Origin of the sequence: Glycomyces dulcitolivorans (assembly GCF_003265355.1) — a bacterium.
Classification (GTDB): Bacteria; Actinomycetota; Actinomycetes; order Mycobacteriales; family Micromonosporaceae; genus Glycomyces; species Glycomyces dulcitolivorans.
The window spans coordinates 26,947-44,316 of record NZ_QFRW01000070.1 but is presented as its reverse complement, the minus strand read 5'-3'; the positions used below and the strand labels follow the sequence as shown (position 1 = coordinate 44,316).

At 69.9% G+C, this 17,370-nt stretch carries 13 protein-coding genes; 9 read left to right on the top strand and 4 right to left on the bottom strand.

All coding sequences use genetic code 11. The features are described 5' to 3' along the window. Positions 1–82: 82 nt before the first annotated feature. The 3 genes from DI269_RS05705 (at position 83) to DI269_RS05695 (ending at position 1,624) form a co-directional block, all read left to right on the top strand. Entirely contained in the window at positions 83–460 is a 378-nt protein-coding gene (locus DI269_RS05705) for a hypothetical protein (protein WP_112134147.1), read from the top strand. Positions 461–524: 64 nt separating this feature from the next. Further along, entirely contained in the window at positions 525–1,079 is a 555-nt protein-coding gene (locus DI269_RS05700) for a hypothetical protein (RefSeq protein ID WP_112134146.1), read from the top strand. Between the two features lie 44 nt (positions 1,080–1,123). Continuing rightward, complete coding sequence (locus DI269_RS05695; protein WP_157974780.1) at positions 1,124–1,624, top strand: hypothetical protein; 501 nt, start codon at positions 1,124–1,126, stop codon at positions 1,622–1,624. A 73-nt stretch (positions 1,625–1,697) separates the two neighbouring features. On the opposite strand, the gene DI269_RS05690 is transcribed toward DI269_RS05695, so the two are convergent. Continuing rightward, positions 1,698–3,950 carry a glycosyl hydrolase family 95 catalytic domain-containing protein gene (locus DI269_RS05690; RefSeq protein ID WP_112134144.1) on the bottom strand — a complete coding sequence of 751 codons (2,253 nt, stop codon included), beginning with the start codon at positions 3,948–3,950 and terminating at the stop codon, positions 1,698–1,700. A 164-nt stretch (positions 3,951–4,114) separates the two neighbouring features. On the opposite strand from DI269_RS05690, the gene DI269_RS05685 reads away from it, so the two are divergent. The 3 genes from DI269_RS05685 (at position 4,115) to DI269_RS05675 (ending at position 7,898) form a co-directional block, all read left to right on the top strand. Further along, positions 4,115–4,768, top strand: coding sequence for a hypothetical protein (locus tag DI269_RS05685; protein WP_112134143.1), 654 nt, complete (start codon positions 4,115–4,117; stop codon positions 4,766–4,768). Between the two features lie 233 nt (positions 4,769–5,001). Then, positions 5,002–6,090, top strand: coding sequence for an LPXTG cell wall anchor domain-containing protein (locus tag DI269_RS05680; RefSeq protein ID WP_112134142.1), 1,089 nt, complete (start codon positions 5,002–5,004; stop codon positions 6,088–6,090). A gap of 428 nt (positions 6,091–6,518) precedes the next feature. After that, positions 6,519–7,898, top strand: coding sequence for an NCS2 family permease (locus DI269_RS05675; RefSeq protein ID WP_112134141.1), 1,380 nt, complete (start codon positions 6,519–6,521; stop codon positions 7,896–7,898). A 53-nt stretch (positions 7,899–7,951) separates the two neighbouring features. Here DI269_RS05675 and DI269_RS05670 read toward each other — a convergent pair whose 3' ends face one another. The 3 genes from DI269_RS05670 to DI269_RS05660 form a co-directional block, all read right to left on the bottom strand. Then, the gene (locus tag DI269_RS05670) at positions 7,952–9,127 is read right to left on the bottom strand and encodes an ABC transporter permease (RefSeq protein ID WP_112134140.1); all 1,176 of its coding nucleotides are present in this window, start codon (positions 9,125–9,127) and stop codon (positions 7,952–7,954) included. After that, complete coding sequence (locus tag DI269_RS05665) at positions 9,124–9,993, bottom strand: ABC transporter ATP-binding protein (protein ID WP_112134139.1); 870 nt, start codon at positions 9,991–9,993, stop codon at positions 9,124–9,126. The genes DI269_RS05670 and DI269_RS05665 overlap by 4 nt, the downstream gene beginning before the upstream one ends. 84 nt (positions 9,994–10,077) lie before the next feature. Beyond that, the gene (locus DI269_RS05660) at positions 10,078–11,268 is read right to left on the bottom strand and encodes a nitrate/nitrite transporter (RefSeq protein ID WP_198667183.1); all 1,191 of its coding nucleotides are present in this window, start codon (positions 11,266–11,268) and stop codon (positions 10,078–10,080) included. 126 nt (positions 11,269–11,394) lie between these two features. Between DI269_RS05660 and DI269_RS05655 the strand changes: the two genes are divergently transcribed. From DI269_RS05655 to narJ, 3 genes are read left to right on the top strand one after another with little or no spacing between them, the layout of a single operon-like run. Then, positions 11,395–15,057: a nitrate reductase subunit alpha gene (locus tag DI269_RS05655; protein ID WP_112134137.1), complete on the top strand. Its 3,663-nt coding sequence runs from the start codon at positions 11,395–11,397 to the stop codon at positions 15,055–15,057. Further along, positions 15,057–16,751 (top strand): nitrate reductase subunit beta, encoded by a 1,695-nt coding sequence (gene narH / locus DI269_RS05650; RefSeq protein ID WP_112134136.1) that lies wholly within the window; start codon positions 15,057–15,059, stop codon positions 16,749–16,751. The genes DI269_RS05655 and narH overlap by 1 nt, the downstream gene beginning before the upstream one ends. Further along, positions 16,748–17,368, top strand: a complete 621-nt coding sequence (gene narJ, locus DI269_RS05645) for a nitrate reductase molybdenum cofactor assembly chaperone (RefSeq protein WP_232822640.1) — start codon at positions 16,748–16,750, stop codon at positions 17,366–17,368. The genes narH and narJ overlap by 4 nt, the downstream gene beginning before the upstream one ends. Positions 17,369–17,370 lie beyond the last annotated feature (2 nt).

The window sequence follows — 17,370 nt, the reverse complement described above, 5'->3', positions numbered from 1 at the left end:
GACTTCCCAGGCCGGGCCGGCCGCACGGCCGGCCCGGCCCCGGGGAACACCAAGAAATCCGACAGAGAACGGGGAACAAACAATGCGCAAGGCTCTCGCCGTCACCGCCGCTGCCGCCGGAGCGGTCGCCGCTCTCGGCTCCGCCGGCACCGCCATGGCCCAGAACTCGGGCGTCTGGGCGGGCCCGGTCAGCCTGGTGAACATCGACGCCTCTGACGCGGCGCACTGGCAGATCTGCGGCCAGAACGTGCTCACGCAGTCCTTCAACCAGAACTGCGACAACCGCGACCACATCGGTGCGGGCCCGCAGTCCGGCGTGACCCCCGGCGACGTGTCGCTGGGCAACCTGGACATCTCGGACGCCGCCCACTGGCAGATCTGCGGCCAGAACGTCGGCGTCGCGCCGTCGCTCGACCAGCAGTGCAAGAACTACGACCACCTGACCCACGCGGCCGAGTAATTCGACCGGGGGCGGGCCTCCAGCCTGGGGGCCCGCCCCGTCCCTTACGAAAGGAACTCATCACATGCGCAAGGTTCTCGCCGTCACCGCCGCCGCTGCCGGCGCCGTCGCCGCCCTCGGTGCGGCTTCGCCCGTCATGGCCGCGGCCTCCGGCGTCAACGCCGGCCCGGTCTCCCTGGTCAACATCGACGCCTCGGACGCGGCGCACTGGCAGATCTGCGGGCAGAACATCCTGACCCAGTCGTACGACCAGAACTGCGACAACCGCGACCACTTCGGCGAAGACCAGGGCTCGGGCGTCAACGCGGGCGACATCTCCGCCGTGAACGTGGACGCCTCCAGCGCCGCGCACTGGCAGATCTGCGGCCAGAACGTGCTCACGCAGTCGTTCAGCCAGGTCTGCGACAACCGCGACCACTTCGGTGACAACGCGGGCTCGGGCGTCAACGCCGGCCAGATCTCGGCCGCGAACCTCGACGCCTCCTCGGCTGCCCACTGGCAGATCTGCGGCCAGAACGTCGGCGTCTCGCCGTCGCTCGACCAGCAGTGCCTCAACGCCGACCACGTCACCGACGACGGTGACGGCCCCGACAAGGGCGACGACCAGGGCGACTACTAGACCAGTCGCGTCCCCCGGTTTGGTCGAGAAAAAGGTAGAGGAACATGCGTAACACCACCATGGTGGCGGTCTCGGCCGCCGCAGCCGCAGCTGCCGCGGCGTTCACGGGAGGGGCGGCCCAGGCCTCCACTCCCGACTGGCTGACGCTTGCCACCGTGGAGTCCGAGCACGACTCGGTACTTCCCGGCGTCTGTGAGGCCGACCAGGTCGGTGCGATCACCGACACGGCCTGCGGCACCGTTCTCGGCTCGCCTCCGGCGGACGAGATGGCCGGCGGCGAGTCCCTTCCCGCGCTCCCCGAGGGCTACGGAGGGGCGTCGCTGGCGAACATCGACCTGCGGAACTTCTCGAAGTTCAAGATCTGCGGGATCGCCGTCGCGGCGACCACGCAGGACGCGGTCTGCGACAACTCGATCAAGGGCCCGAAGGAACCGGTGGGCCCCGGGAGCGGGATGTCGCTGGTCAACGCCGACACCACTGGAGCCTTCCAGTGGCAGGTGTGCCAAATCAACGTGGGCCAGTCACCGGTGACCGGAACCTGCTGAGAGACACACCTTCATACCCAAGCGGCCGGAGTCCTCGCGGACTCCGGCCGCTCCCCTTTGTCCCAGGGACGCATCAGCTCCCGTGGGTCCACGGGACGCCGGCCGCGAGCGCGACCTCCCGCCCCAGCACCCGCACCCTCGTGTCCACGCTCGACACGAGCCGAAGCGCCGTCACGGCCCCGCCGCTCCAGGCCAGGCGCTCCACGGTCACCCCGCCGCGGGCCCGCAGGCCGCGCACCTCGCCCTCGGGCCAGGCGCCCGGCAGCGCCGGGAGCAGTTCGATCACCGGGTCGCCGTCGACGGCGCGGTGCGACTGCACGAGCATCTCGGCGATCGCCGCGGTCGTCCCGAAGTTCCCGTCGATCTGGAACGGCGGGTGCGCGCACAGCAGCGAGGAGTAGACGCCGCCGTCGGCGTACTCGACGCCCTCGCCGCGGAACCCGACCGGGGTCAGGAACTCCCCGAGGAGCCGGTGCGCGCGGTCGCCGTCGCCCAGGCGCGCCCACAGGGCGGTCTTCCACGCGAGCGACCAGCCGGTCCCGGCGTCGCCGCGCGCTTCGAGGCTCTTGCGGGCCGCGTCGAGCAGCTCGGGGGAGTCGGCGAACGAGTCGCCGGGGAAGACCCCGTACAGGTGCGAGACGTGCCGGTGGTGCGGCTCGGCCTCCTCGCGCTCGTCGGCCCATTCGAGGAGCCGCCCGTCGGCGCCGATCTTCGGCCCGGCCAGGCGCGGCAGGGCCTCCTGGATGCCCTTGACGAGCTGGAGGTCCTCGCCGTGGAGGGTCTCGGCGACGACGTCGGCGGCCTCGACGACGAACGCGAACAGCTCGCGCACGAGCGCCGCGTCCATCCCCGTCGACTCGTCGATCGCCGAGTTGCCTTGGGGGGTCACGAACTCGTTCTCCGGGCTCGACGCCGGGCTGGTGACGAGCGTGCCGTCCTTGCCTTCGGAGAGCCGGTCGTACGCGAAGCGGGCCGCGCCGAGGACGACCGGGAGCCGCTCGGCGAGGAACTCCTCGTCGCGGCCGAAACGCCAGTGCTCGGCGATGTGCATGGCGAGCCACAGGCCGCCCATGGGCCAGGCCTGCCAGCAGGCGCGGCCGTCGACCGGGGTGGTCAGGCGCCAGTAGTCGGTGTTGTGGTGGCAGCACCAGCCGCCCGCGTCGTACATGCGCCGCGCGGTCTCCTCACCGGTCTTCGACAGGCCGTCGACGAGGTCGAACAGCGGCTCGTGGAACTCCGGGAGCCCGCAGGTCTCGGCGGGCCAGTAGTTCATCTCGACGTTGATGTTGGTGGTGTAGTCGCAGTTCCACGGGGGCCTGACCTGGTCGTTCCAGATGCCCTGGAGGTTCGCGGCCTGCGTGCCGGGCCGCGAGGACGCGGCCAGGAGGTAGCGCCCGTACTGGAACGCGAGCACCGCGAGGCCCTCGTCCGCCTCACCCGAGGCGCGGCGGCGCAGCCGCTCGGCGGTGGAGTTGTCCACAGGCTCCTGTGGACCGAGCTCCAGGACGACGCGGTCCATGACGGCCCGGTGGGCCGCGACGTGGTCGGCGAGGACGGCCGTCCAGCCGGTGGCGGCCGCGCGGCGGGCCTCGCCCTGCGCGCGGTCGAGGGCGGCGGCCTCGTCGAAGTCGGAGTGGAGCGCGAGGTAGACCTCGACCTCGCGGCAGCCGGTGAAGCGGTGCCCGCCGGCCGCGGGGACGACCTCGCCGTCGCAGCGCAGCTGCGCGTTCAGGCCGAGGCGGCGCACGCCTTCGACGGCGGTGTAGTCCGGTCCGCCGTTGCCGTGGACCGTGGAGGGGGCGTGGCCGGTGAAGCTCAGCTCGTCGTAGTCGGCGACCGTGGAGCCGCCCTCGTGCGGCCACGCGAAGCCCAGGTCGAGGTCGAACGGCTGCGCGGCGCTCCAGCGGATCGCGATGACGCCGTAGGCGACCGACGCGAACACCCTTTGCCTCACGCGGCCGTGCACGGTGGTCGCGACGCCGTCGCGCAGGTCGAGCTCGCGGTGCTCGAACCCGCCGTCGTCGGAGATGACGGCGGTGAACGCGCCCGCCGGCTGGTACGCCTCGGTGCTCGGGCCCTGGAGTTTCGTGAGGAGCTGGTCGGCGGCGAAGTACTCGCCGCGCCTGACCAGTTCGGCGGCTTCGGCGGCGATCCCTTCGACGCCGTCGGGGACGCCCTGGTTGCCGGTCCCGGACCAGAAGCCGTCCTCGTTCAGCTCGATCCGGTTCCCGACCAGCATTGCCCCGACGCGGCCGTTCCCGAGAGGGAGGCCGTCGTGCCAGGCTTCCGCAGGTTTGTCATAGCTCAGCTTCAATGCATGCGGCATGCCTATATCCTATAGGATCCGTGCCGCAGGGCGCTCCGGCCCGCCCTTTCTGAACGCCGGGTGAACGCACCGCAACCACGGTCCGAAGTCGAGCGTGGATCAAATGCCTACCTCCGCATCCGGCAGGGTCACTCCGCCGGTCGAGCCGTTCGGAGACCCTTGTCATGCAGCTCAGACGATCCCTCACCACCGGCCTCGCGGCCGCCGCCGGCATCGCCGCGGCCGTCGCCCTCGCGACGCCCGCGCAGGCCGCCGAAGTCCTCATCCTCATCAACCGCGACCAGATCCCCACGACCGCAGAGGAGTTCCCCACCCACTCTTGCGACGACCTCCCCGAACTCGGCGACGACCACGACGTCTGGGTCTTCGCGCTCCCCGATTCCGCCGGGGCCGAAGGGAACTTCGTCGACATCACCGCGACCTACGCCGACGCGACCGGCAGCGAGCGGACCCGCACCATGGGGGTCCACGGCGGCGTCCTCGGCGAGGACACGGCGTACGTCACTGCGCCCACGGGCTGGACCCTCCTCGACGCCGACGCCCTGGTCAACGACCCCGACGAGGGCGCGACCTTCGACCTGGTCCGCACCTGCCTCGGAGCGCCCACCGAGGAGCCCACCGGCGAGGAGCCGTCCTCGGAGGAGCCCTCCTCCTCGGGCGAGGAGAGCCCGACCGAGGCCTCGACCTCGCCTTCAGGTCCGGTCCTGCCGGTCACGGGCCCGCCGACCGCACTGGTGCTCACCTCGGCCGCGGCCCTCGCCGCCGCCGGGGCGGTCCTGCTCCTGATCCAGCGCCGCCGCGCGGCCCAGGACTCCTAGGCAAGGCCTCCCGACGCGGAGCCCCCGGGGCCTCGGCCCCGGGGACTCCTCCGTTTTTCGGGGATTTCGGGGTGGATTGGCAGGTCAGCCGTTCGGTCGATTTTCGGATCCACCCTTTCGGATCGCAACTGCCCCGCACTTCATGGCGTGATCACTTCGCCCGCGCCTGGCCCAGGCGCCGTCGGACCCGGCATGTCCGACACCTCCGACCACCCATCACGGAGCGCACTCCCTTGAAACTCACACGCCGCAAGAAGCTCGCCGGCGCCATAGCCGCCGCCGGCCTGGCGGGAGCCGTTGCAATCGCCTTCGCGGTCCCCGCGCTCGCGGGGAACCGCGTCACCATCGACATCAACCCCGGCAACGTGCCGACGACCGCCGAGGGCTTCGAGAACCACAGCTGCGACCAGATCCCGGGGAGCACCGAGGACTGGCTCGACGGCTGGGTCTTCGTGCTGCCCAGCTCGGTCGGCGCCGAAGGGAACTTCGAGTACATCGAGGCCGTCTTCCAGGACGAGGACGGCAACACCGTTCGCTACAACACCGAAGACGACGGCGGGATCGTCTCCGGTTCGGGGAACAACAAGGCGTACATCATCACCCCGGCCGGGCTCACGCTCATCGACGCCGAGGCCGAGATCCAGCGCGACGAGGACGACAAGAAGAAGGGCGGCAACGGGAACGGCGGCGGTGGTCAGAACCGCGACTACTTCAACCTGACCCACGCCTGCCCCGCGACCGAGGAGCCTCCGGGGGAGGAGACCCCGAGCGAGTCCGAGGAGCCGACCACCGAGGAGCCCAGCTCGGAGGAGCCGACCAGCCCCGAGGAGACCACCTCCTCGGAGGAGGAGACGACTTCGGAGGAAGAGACCACTTCTGAGGAGGAGACCACCTCGGAAGAGGAGACCACCTCGGAAGAGGAAACGACCTCTGAAGAGGAGACCACCTCCGAGGAAGAGACGACTTCCGAAGAGGAGACGACCTCTGAGGAAGAGACGACCTCCGAGGAAGAGACCACGTCTGAGGAGGAGACGACCTCCGAGGAGGAGTCCAGCTCCGAAGAAGAGTCGACCTCGGAAGAGGAGTCCACCTCTGAGGAGGAGACCACCTCCTCCGAGGAGTCGTCGAGCGCGGCCGAGTCCAGCTCGGAGGCCGCGACCAGCACCGCTCCCGGTACCGTCTCGACCTCTCCCGCCGGGTCGGCGCTGCCGACCACCGGTTCCTCGCTCACGTACATCCTGGTCGGCGCGGCGATCGCGCTGCTCGCGGGCGTCGTGATCCTGATCGTCATGCGCCGCCGCACCGAGTCGGCCGAGGAGTAGGGGGTGCGGGCGCGGTCCGCGGAGAAAACTGCGCCCGTTATCGAACCGTTATGCAACCGCACAAGCAGCCGCCGCGTTTAGCAGTTGTCTCAGGGCAGGGAGCCCGGCGGAGTCTGCGCCGGGGCGAGACCTCCGACTACCGCCCGCTGCTTGACGGTGCGGTCCTTGTCGAGCCCCCGGAATCCTGCCACCGGGGGCTCGACCCTAAGTCGACGCCCCGGAGCCGTCCCCCCCTTGGCTCCGGGGCGTCGCTTTGCGCGCGGCCTGTGAAGAGTGTGTAAAACTCGCAACTCTGGCCCCAGCTGGCTTCTCTTTCCGTGGCGGACCCGGTACATTACCCGCAGGTTCAGTACCTGCCCCATTACCCTGTTTCCCGAGGTGCCTGCTGCCCGGCATCCACCACGCGCCTGCACAGGAGTGCCCGCCACATGGCCACTGAAGCCACAGAAGAGAAGAAGGAAGCGCCCGAGCCCGGGCGCCTCGACAAGTACTTCGGCATGACCGAGAACAAGACCAACTGGAAGCGCGAGGTCCTCGCCGGGACCACGACGTTCCTGGCCATGGCCTACATCCTCGCGGTCAACCCCGGCATCCTCAGCTTCGGCATCGCCGACGCGATCGGCTCCGGCAACGCCCCCGACCCGGGCGCGGTCTTCACCGCCACGGTGTTCGCCTCGGCGCTCGGCTGCCTGATCATGGGCCTGTGGGCCCGCTACCCCATCGCCACCGCACCGGGCATGGGCCTCAACGCGTTCTTCGCCTACACCGTGGTCATCGGCCTCGGCATCCCGTGGCAGACCGCGCTGACCGGGACGCTCGTCTCGGGTGTGCTGTTCTTCGTCCTCGCCGTCACCGGCGTGCGCGAGTGGATCATCAACGCGATCCCGGCCCAGCTGAAGCTGGCGGTCGGGGCGGGCATCGGCCTGTTCATCGCGTTCATCGGCCTCAAGGGCGGCGGCATCGTCGTCGCCTCCGAAGCGACCTTCGTGACCATCGGCGACTTCACCTCGGGCCCGGTCTTGCTGACCACGTTCGGCCTGCTCGCCACCGCGGTGTTCATGATCCTGGGCTGGAAGGGCGGCGTGTTCTACGGGATGCTCGCCACCCTCGGGCTGGGCCTGCTCACCGGCGTCGTCGACCCGGCGCTGGCCGAGGGCTTCACCCCGAACCTCGACTCGTTCGGCGCGGCCTTCACCGGCTTCGAGGACGCGTTCACCGTCCACATGATCGCGGTCATCCTGACCATGCTGTTCGTGGACTTCTTCGACACCGCCGGGACGCTGTTCGCCGTCGCGGGCCAGGCCGGACTCGTCAAGGAGGACGGCAAGCTCCCGCGCGCAGGCCGCGCCCTCGCGACCGACTCGATCGCGACCTCGGCCGGGGCGGTGTTCGGCACCTCGACCACCACCGCCTACATCGAGTCGTCCGCGGGCGTCTCGGTCGGCGGCCGGACCGGCCTGACGGCCGTGACCACCGGTGTGTGGTTCCTGATCTCGCTGGTGGCGTTCCCGGTGTTCGGCCTGGTCGCCAACAACCCGGCGGTCACGGCTCCCGCGCTCATCGTGGTGGGCGTGCTCATGGCGAAGGCGCTCGGAGGAATCGACTGGGACAAGCTCGAATACGCGATCCCGGCGTTCCTGATCGTCGTCATCATGCCGATGACCTACTCGATCTCGAACGGCATCGCGATGGGCCTGGTGGTCTACCCGATCGCCATGACGGCCAAGGGCCGCTGGAAGGAGATCCACCCGGTCGGCTGGGCCCTTATGCTCGCCTCGATCGGCTACTTCCTGTTCCTCACCGAATAGGCGCACAACGCGAAGGGCCCGGGAGGGTCTCCTCCCGGGCCCTTCGCCGTTCGCTACGCCGCGCGGCGCAGCGCCTCGGTGAGCTTCATGCGCGATCCGGTGTACAGGACGCTGCGCTTGTACAGCTGCGAGCCGAGCGCGAGCGCCCCGGCCGCGGCGAGCGCGAGCAGCACGCCGGAGAGGCCGATCTGCCAGGCCGGGACCTCGGTGATCGCCATGCGGGTGGGCATCGCGATGCCGGAGAACGGCGGCACGATCGACAGGACCTCCGCGAACGTGCTGGTCGGCGCGTTCAGGAGGAAGATCGCGCCCAGGTAGCTGAGCGTCAGCGACATGATGAGCGGGGTCAGGACCGACCCGGACTCCTCCTGGCGCGACACGAGCGAGCCGACGCCGCCGGCGAGGGTGCCGAAGAGCGCGAACGCGATGAGCCACCAGCCGATCGAGGAGATCGCAGCGGAGGTGGTGCCTTCGGGCAGGTCCGAGAGCATCCCGGTCGCGGCCGAGACGCCGAGGCCGACGGCGACCATGGCGATCAGGTTGACCAGGGAGATCACGCCGAGGCCGATGACCTTGCCGCCCAGGAGCTGCCAGGGCTTGAGGCTGGTCAGGAGGATCTCGACGATGCGGCTGGACTTCTCCTCGACGACGCCCATCGCGATGTACTGCACGGGGGTCATGAGCATCATGAACATGATGATGGAGATGATCAGGCCGGTGAAGTAGTCGAGCATGCTGCTGACGCCGCCGTCCCCTTCCAGCGTCTCGAACTTCAAGGGCTGCACGGTGAGCGCGGTGGCGATCTCCTGGTCGGTGAGGCCGGCCTGGGAGAGGTTGGTCTGGACGGCGGCGGTCTGCCAGGCGGCGTCGAGCTTCACTTCGAGTTCGTTGCCGACCCCGTTGAGGCTGTAGAGGGACCCGTCGGCGACGGCCGCGTCGACGGTCTCGTCCTCGACGGCCTGCTCGGCTTCGGCGGTGGTGTCGTAGACGGTGATGTTGAAGCCGCCCATGGCTTCGAGCTGGGCCTGCATGGCGGGCGCGGTGTCCCCGGCGAGGCCGATCCTGTCGTCGCTCTCGTCGCCGCCGATGAGGGAGGGGAGCGCGGCGAGGATGCCGACGATCACGACGGTGACGATGAGGCTGATGAGGTTCGACTTGGACAGGCCGCGGACGCGGATCTCCCGTCCGGCCACGAGCATGAGCCCGCGGAGGCGCGAATTCTCGGTCATCGGGTCACGGCCTCTCGGAAGATCTCGGCGATGGTCGGCTGGTCGTAGGCGAAGCGGGTGACGCGCCCGGCGGCGGCGGCGATGCGCAGCGCCTCCTGGTCGTCGCCGTCCTCGATGAGGTAGTCGTCGCCGTCGCGGGTGACGGTCCCGGTGAACCGGGCGGTGAGGTCCTCGGCGGTCTCGACGCTGATGCGCAGCTGCTTGACCTCCTTGTCCTTCAGCTCCTCGACGGTGCCGGAGGCGATGATGCGGCCGTTGCCGATGATGACGACGGAGTCGCAGAGCCGCTCGATGAGGTCGAGCTGGTGGCTGGAGAAGATCACGGGCGCGCCGGCGGCGGCGCGGTCCTTGAGGGCGGTGCCCATGACGTCGACGGCGAGGGGGTCGAGGCCGGAGAACGGCTCGTCGAGGACGAGCACCTCGGGGTCGTGGACGAGGGAGACCGCGAGCTGGACGCGCTGCTGGTTGCCCAGCGAGAGGTCCTGGACGAAGTCGCCCATGCGGTCGGTGAGGTTGAGCTGCTCCAGGAGTTCGGCGGCCGACCGCTTGGCCTCGGCCTTGGTCATGCCGTGCAGTTCGCCGAAGTAGGCGACCTGCTCTCCGGTCTTCATCTTGGGGTAGAGGCCGCGTTCGGAGGGCATGTAGCCGAAGCGGCGGCGCTGCTCGACGCCGAGGGGGGCTCCGTTGTAGACGATCTCGCCGGAGTCGGCGGCGAGCACGCCCATGGCGATGCGCATGGTGGTGGTCTTCCCGGCCCCGTTGGCGCCGACGAATCCGACGACTTCGCCCGGGGCGGCGGTGAGCGACACCCCGTCGAGGGCAACGGTGTCGCCGAACCGCTTGTGCAGGTCCTTGATTTCCAACATGACTTCACCATAGGTGCGAACGCGGGCCGGTTCCTCATGCTTGAGGCTGATTCCGGCCCGGCCCGCTTCATTCGCGAGAAGTAATCACGCGGGCACCGCAGGCGTGCGGAACGCCTTGAGGGTGAACACGCCGACCAGCAGGGCCGTCACCGCCAACAGCAGCAGGCCGATCGCGTACGACCCGGTCGCCTGGTAGACCGCGCCCATGACCAGCGGCGGGAAGTACCCGCCGAGGCCGCCCGCGGCGCCGACGATCCCGGTGACGCCGCCGACGCGCGCGGGCTCCACCTTTTCGGCGACCAGCGCGAACACGCCGCCGGTGCCCAGGCCCAGGAACAGGGCCATGACGACGAACGCCATGCCCGCCGGGACTTCGAGGGGCGGCTGGAACGACAGGATGACCGCCATGGCCGCGGCCCCGAAGAACGACGTCAGGCACACCTTCAACGGCCCCACCCGGTCCGAGAGGATGCCGCCGGCCGGGCGCGCGATCACGGCGGCGAGGCTGAACCCGGCGGTGCGCAGGCCCGCGTCGGTCTGCGCGAGGTCGTACGCGCTCACCAGCATCGTCGGCAGGTAGGTCGAGAACGCGACGAAGCCGCCGAACGCGACCGCGTACAGCAGCGACATCTGCCAGGTGACCTTGAGCCGCATGACCGCCTTGAGGCGCGGCAGCGCGGGCTCGGTGCTCGGCTCCCATTGCGGCGCGTTGCGCACGAAGCCCCAGCACACCAGGCCCATGGCCGCGAGCGCGGCGCACATGACCAGGTGCGTCGGCAGCAGCCCCATCCCGTCGACCAGGCGCGGGGTGAGGAACGCCGACAGCGCGGTGCCGCCCATGCCGGCGCCGAAGACGCCCGTGGCGAAGCCGCGCCGCGCGGGCGGGTACCAGGCGTTGACGAACGGGATGCCGACCGCGAACGACGTGCCCGCCAGGCCCAGCAGGAACCCGGAGGCGAGCAGCGCCGCGTACGAGCTCCCTGAGAGCCCGACGAGGAACACCGGGACGATCGACACGAAGCACGCCGCCGTCAGCATGGTCCGGCCGCCGAACCGGTCGGTGAGGATGCCCGCGGGAATGCGCCCGACCGCGCCGACCAGCACCGGGAACGCCACCAGCACCGACGTCTGCGTCGGGTTCAGGTCGAGGTCGTCGGCGTAGGTCTTCGACAGCGGCCCGATGAGGTTCCACGCCCAGAACGTCAGCGCGAACGCGGCGGTCGCGAGCGCCAGGTTCCTCCCCGCCCCGCGCTGCACCGTTGCGGCAGCTCCCATCACGTCCCCCTCCCGGCGCCCCCGGCGCCGTCCCCCGTCGGTCCGCATCAGTATGCCGATTCGTCCTCTTCGGAACGGCCAAAGCGCCTAACCTGGGCGCGAGTCCCGCCCGAAGGGAGCGCCCGCGTGGCCCGTTCCGACCGACCCGCCTCGGCCCTGCTGCTGTCCACCGGCGTGCACCTCACCCGCTCCAAGGCCACCGGTGACCTGCGCGCGGTCTTCAAGGAGGGCGGGCGCGAGGGGGACGTGTTCTACCGCGACCGCTGGTCCCACGACAAGGTCGTCCGCTCCACGCACGGCGTCAACTGCACGGGCTCGTGCTCGTGGAACGTGTACGTCAAGGACGGCATCATCACCTGGGAGACCCAGGCGACCGACTACCCGTCGGTGGGCCCCGACCGGCCCGAGTACGAGCCGCGCGGGTGCCCGAGGGGCGCGGCGTTCTCCTGGTACACGTACTCGCCCACGCGGGTGCGCTACCCGTACGGGCGCGGCGTCCTCATCGAGATGTTCCGCGAAGCCAAAGCGCGCCTGGGGGACCCGGTCGCCGCGTGGGCCGAGGTCACCACCGATCCCGAGAAGCGCCGCCGGTACCAGTCGGCGCGCGGCAAGGGCGGGCTCGTGCGCATCACCTGGGACGAGGCCGTCGAGATCGCCGCGGCCGCGCACGTCCACACCATCGGCGCCTACGGGCCCGACCGGATCGCCGGCTTCAGCCCGATCCCGGCGATGTCGCAGGTCTCGCACGGTGTCGGCGCCCGGTTCGTGAACCTCCTCGGCGGGTCGATGCTGTCGTTCTACGACTGGTACGCCGACCTGCCGGTCGCCTCGCCGCAGGTGTTCGGCGACCAGACCGACGTGCCCGAGTCCGGCGACTGGTGGGACGCGGCGTACCTGATGCTGTGGGGTTCGAACGTGCCGGTCACGCGCACCCCGGACGCGCACTGGATGGCCGAGGCCCGCTACCGGGGCCAGAAGGTCGTCACCGTCGCCCCCGACTACAACGACGCCGCGAAGTTCGCCGACGAGTGGCTGGCCCCGCATCCCGGGACCGACGGCGCGCTGGCGATGGCGATGGGCCACGTGATCCTCAAGGAGCACTTCGTCGAGCAGCGCACCGCCGCCTTTGACGAGTACGTGCGCAAGTACACCGACCTGCCGTTTCTCGTCGAACTGGAGGAGCGGGAGGGTGGTTGTGTACCCGGCAAGTTCCTGCGGCGCGACGCCCTGCCGGGGGAGGAGCCGTACGCGGAGTGGAAGCCGGTCCTCCTCGACGAGGCCACCGGGGAGGCCGTGGCGCCCAACGGGACCCTCGGGACCCGCTGGAACGAGGACGACCTCGGCAAGTGGAACCTCGACCTCCAAGGCGTCCGGCCCGCGCTGTCCCTTTACGAGGAAGGCGGCGAGACCGCGCCGATCGCCTTGCCGCGCTTCGACGGCGAAGGCGACGCGCTGCTTCGCGGCGTCCCGGTCCGCCGGATCGAAGGGCGCCTCGTCACGACCGTGTTCGACCTGCTCCTGGCCCAGTACGGCGTCGAGCGGCCGGGCCTGCCGGGGCGCTGGCCGACCGGCTACGAGGACGCGACCGAACCCTGCACGCCCGCATGGGCCGAGTCCGTGACCTCCGTGAAGGCCGACCGGCTCGCGCGCATCGCCCGCGAGTTCGCCGCCACCGCAAGGGATTCGGGCGGCCGGGCGATGATCGTGCTCGGTGCGGGCACCAACCAGTGGTTCCACGGCGACACCATGTACCGGGCGTTCCTGACGCTCCTGCTGCTCACCGGCTGCCAGGGCAAGAACGGCGGCGGCTGGGCCCACTACGTCGGCCAGGAGAAGTGCCGCACCCAGACCGGTTGGGCCGCATACGCCTCCGCGATGGACTGGACCCGCCCCGCGCGCTTCATGGCCGCGACCCCCTACTGGTACCTGCACACCGACCAGTGGCGCTACGACACGTACGACGCCGACGCGCTCCTGTCCGCGACCGGCGCGAACCGCTTGGCGGGCAGGCACACCGCCGACCTCGTCGCCGCCTCCGCGCGCATGGGCTGGATGCCCTCGTACCCGACCTTCGACCGCAACCCGCTCCTCCTCGCGCAGGAGGCCCGCGAGTCCGGTCTCGAACCGGGCCACTACATCGCCCGCGAGCTCGCCTCCGGCGAACTCCGCTTCGCCGCCGAGGACCCCGACGCCCCCGAGAACTGGCCGCGCATCCTGACCGTGTGGCGCGCCAACCTGTTCGGGTCCTCCGCGAAAGGCGACGAGTACTTCCTCAAGCACCTCTTGGGAACCCAGAACTCCGTCCAGGGCGAGGAGGCCCGGCGCGAGCACCGCCCCGACGACGTCGTCTGGCACGCCCAAGTCCCGCAGGGGAAGCTCGACCTGCTGCTGTCGCTCGACTTCCGCATGACCTCCACGACCCTGCTCTCCGACATCGTGCTCCCGGCCGCGACCTGGTACGAGAAGCACGACCTGTCGACCACCGACATGCACCCGTACGTGCACGCGTTCTCGCCCGCGATCGACCCGCCCTGGCAGGCGCGCACCGACTTCGAGGCGTTCCACGCCCTCGCCCGCCGCTTCTCCGAACTCGCCGCGGACCACCTCGGCGTCGCCGTCGACCTCGTCGCCGCCCCGCACCAGCACGACACCCCCGGCGAACTCGCCCAGCCCGGCGGCACCGCCCCCGACTGGAGAACCGAAGGCGTGCAACCGGTCCCGGGCAAGACCATGCCCGCGATCATCGCCGTCGAACGCGACTACCCCGCCGTCGCCGCGAAGATGGCCGCACTCGGACCCCTCGCCGAGGCCAAGGGCCTCCCCGTCAAGGGCGTCTCGTTCACCCCCGACGTCGAGATCGACTGGCTCGCAACCAGGAACGGCACCGCCGTCGACGGCCCCGCCGCGGGCCGCCCGCTCATCGACACCGACGTCAAGGTCTGCGAGATGATCCTCGCCCTCTCCGGCACCAGCAACGGCCGCCTTGCGGCCCAAGGCTTCGAACGCCTCGCCGCTCGCACCGGCACCGACTTCTCCGAACTGATCCACGGCGCCGCAGAGCGCCGCGTCGTCTTCTCCGACGCCCAGCACGGCCCCACCCCGGTCGGCGCCAGCCCCGAATGGTCCGGCAAGGAGGCCCACGACCGCAGGTACTCGCCGTTCACCATCAACCTCGAACACGACAAGCCCTGGCACACCCTCACCGGCCGCATGCACTTCTATGTCGACCACGACTGGATGCACGAGTTCGGCGAAGCCCTCCCCGTCTACCGGCCGCCGCTGAACATGGCCGCCCTCTTCGGCGAACCCGAGATCGGGCCGACCGGGGAACGCGCGGTCGCCGTCAGATACCTGACGCCGCACTCGAAGTGGTCCATCCACTCCGAATACCAGGACAACCTGCTCATGCTCACGCTCTCGCGCGGCGGCCCCACCATCTGGATGAGCCCCGCCGACGCCGACGCCATCGGCGCCAACGACAACGACTGGGTCGAGGCCGTCAACCGCAACGGCGTCGTCGCCGCCCGACTCGTCGTCTCCCACCGCATGCCACAAGGGACCGTCTACATGTACCACGCCCAGGAGCGCGTGGTCGACGTCCCGAAAACCGAAACGACCGGCAAGCGCGGCGGCATCCACAACTCCCTCACCCGCCTCCTCGTCAAGCCCACCCACCTCATCGGCGGGTACGCCCAGTTCTCCTACGCGTTCAACTACATCGGCCCCACCGGCAACCAGCGCGACGAAGTCACCGTCGTACGCAAGCGCAGAACCGAGGTCACGTACTGATGGCAGGGCGTATCGGCAAGGTCATGGCCCAGGTCGCCATGGTCATGAACCTCGACAAGTGCATCGGCTGCCACACCTGCTCCGTCACCTGCAAGCAGGCGTGGACCAACCGCTCCGGCGTCGAATACGCCTGGTTCAACAACGTCGAGACCCGCCCCGGCCAGGGCTACCCGCGCCGCCACGAGGACCAGGAGCGCTGGCAGGGCGGCTGGAAGCGAACGGCCGCAGGACGTCTCAAGCCCCGCGCCGGCGGCCGCCTCAAGAAGCTCGCCACGATCTTCGCCAACCCCAAGATGCCCGCCATCCAGGACTACTACGAGCCCTGGACGTACGACTACGAGCACCTCATCACCGCCCCGCTCGGCGACGACATCCCCGGCGCCCGCCCGCGCTCGCTCATCACCGGCGAACCCATGCAGATCAAGTGGTCCGCCAACTGGGACGACGATCTCGCCGGCGGCGAGGAGCTCGCCTCCCGCGACCCGATCGTCCAGAAGATCGGCGACAAGGTCCGCTTCGAGTACGAGCAGTCGTTCATGTTCTACCTGCCGCGCATCTGCGAGCACTGCCTCAACCCGTCCTGCGTCGCCTCATGTCCGAGCGGCGCCATGTACAAGCGCGCCGAGGACGGCATCGTCCTTGTGGACCAGGACAAGTGCCGCGGCTGGCGTATGTGCGTCACCGGTTGCCCGTACAAGAAGGTCTACTTCAACCACAAGACCGGCAAGGCCGAGAAGTGCACGCTCTGCTACCCGCGTGTCGAGGTCGGCCTGCCCACGGTCTGCTCCGAGACCTGCGTGGGCAGGCTCCGCTACCTGGGCGTGGTGCTCTACGACGTCGAACGGGTCGGCAAAGCCGCGGCAGTCAAGGACGAGAAGGACCTCTACGAAGCCCAACTCGACGTCTTCCTCGACCCCGACGACCCCGACGTCCAGGCCGCCGCGATCCGGGACGGCATCCCCGAGCGCTGGCTCGACTCCGCGCGCCGCTCCCCGGTGTTCAAGCTGGCCAAGCACTTCAAGGTCGCTTTGCCGCTGCATCCGGAGTACCGGACGATGCCGATGGTCTGGTACATCCCGCCGCTCTCGCCGGTGGTCGACGCGCTCAGCGAGACCGGCCACGACGGCGAGGACGCCTCGAACCTGTTCGCGGCCATCGACACCCTGCGTATCCCGGTCGAGTACCTCGCGGAACTGTTCACCGCGGGCGACCCGGCCCCGGTGAAGCGCGTGCTCGCGAAGCTAGCGGCGATGCGCGCGTACATGCGCCGAATCAACTTGGGCCAAGAGAAGGACGAGTCCATTGCCCAATCGGCAGGCATGACCGGAGAGGAGATCGAGTCGATGTACCGCCTGCTCGCCATAGCCAAGTACGAAGACAGGTACGTCATCCCGACCGCATACGGCGTCGACGAGGCCGACCGCGGTGTAATCGAAGAGATCGGGTGCAGCCTCGACTTCGAGGGCGGCCCGGGCATGGGCGGCATGGGAGGGAACGTCCCCTTCGGCGAGGCCTCCGGCCGGCCCGAAGCAGCCACAGTGGAGACGTTCCACGCCCTCCGCGACCGCCAGACCAGCGACGGGCACTCGGGCCCGACCCGCCGCTTCAACCTCCTGAACTGGGACGGCAACGGCCGCCCGCCGGGCCTGTTCCCGGACCGGGACCGCCAGGACGAGAACGAGGAGGCGAAGTGAACGACGTGATCCGCCAGGCCGCGGCAATGCTCCTCTGCTACCCCGACCAGGCCTTCCGCGACCGCCTCCCACTGGTGAAAGCTGCAGTGGAGGAACAAGAAAGAAGCGAAGCCAATGAAGCCCTGAAGGCATTCTGCACTTACGCAGCTGCGAAGACCGACCTCGAACTGGGAGAGGAATACGTCCGAACCTTCGACCTGGAGCGCCGCAGGGCGCTCCACCTGACCTACTACACCGACGGCGACACCCGCAGGCGCGGGCACGCCCTGGCCCGCATCAAGGAGATCTATGGCGCCTGCGGCTGGAGACTCGACGCCGCCGAACTGCCCGACCACCTGGCAGTGGTCCTCGAATTCGCCGCACGCGGCAACCGGGAGGAAGGCGAACGGCTCCTCGTCCGCTTCCAACCCGGCATCGAACTCCTGCGCGCCGCCCTCACCGGCAGCCCGTACGCCGCTGTCCTCGACGCCGTGGCCGCAACCCTCCCACCCCCCGACGAAGCCCGCCGCGAAGCCACGCGCCTGGCCGCCGCCGGCCCTCCCGCCGAAGACGTAGGCCTCGACCCGTACGGCCGTACCCCACTCGGCATGCCGGAGAAGATCGGAGCCACAAAGTGAAC

What these genes read in the sequence shown, in the direction of transcription:
- DI269_RS05675 (WP_112134141.1), top strand. Translation starts at nt 6,519, where the DNA reads ATGGCCACTGAAGCCACAGAAGAGAAGAAGGAAGCGCCCGAGCCCGGG.
- DI269_RS05665 (WP_112134139.1), bottom strand. Translation starts at nt 9,993, where the DNA reads ATGTTGGAAATCAAGGACCTGCACAAGCGGTTCGGCGACACCGTTGCC.
- DI269_RS05685 (WP_112134143.1), top strand. Translation starts at nt 4,115, where the DNA reads ATGCAGCTCAGACGATCCCTCACCACCGGCCTCGCGGCCGCCGCCGGC.
- DI269_RS05690 (WP_112134144.1), bottom strand. Translation starts at nt 3,950, where the DNA reads ATGCCGCATGCATTGAAGCTGAGCTATGACAAACCTGCGGAAGCCTGG.
- DI269_RS05670 (WP_112134140.1), bottom strand. Translation starts at nt 9,127, where the DNA reads ATGACCGAGAATTCGCGCCTCCGCGGGCTCATGCTCGTGGCCGGACGG.
- DI269_RS05705 (WP_112134147.1), top strand. Translation starts at nt 83, where the DNA reads ATGCGCAAGGCTCTCGCCGTCACCGCCGCTGCCGCCGGAGCGGTCGCC.
- DI269_RS05660 (WP_198667183.1), bottom strand. Translation starts at nt 11,268, where the DNA reads ATGGGAGCTGCCGCAACGGTGCAGCGCGGGGCGGGGAGGAACCTGGCG.
- DI269_RS05700 (WP_112134146.1), top strand. Translation starts at nt 525, where the DNA reads ATGCGCAAGGTTCTCGCCGTCACCGCCGCCGCTGCCGGCGCCGTCGCC.
- narH (WP_112134136.1), top strand. Translation starts at nt 15,057, where the DNA reads ATGGCAGGGCGTATCGGCAAGGTCATGGCCCAGGTCGCCATGGTCATG.
- DI269_RS05695 (WP_157974780.1), top strand. Translation starts at nt 1,124, where the DNA reads ATGCGTAACACCACCATGGTGGCGGTCTCGGCCGCCGCAGCCGCAGCT.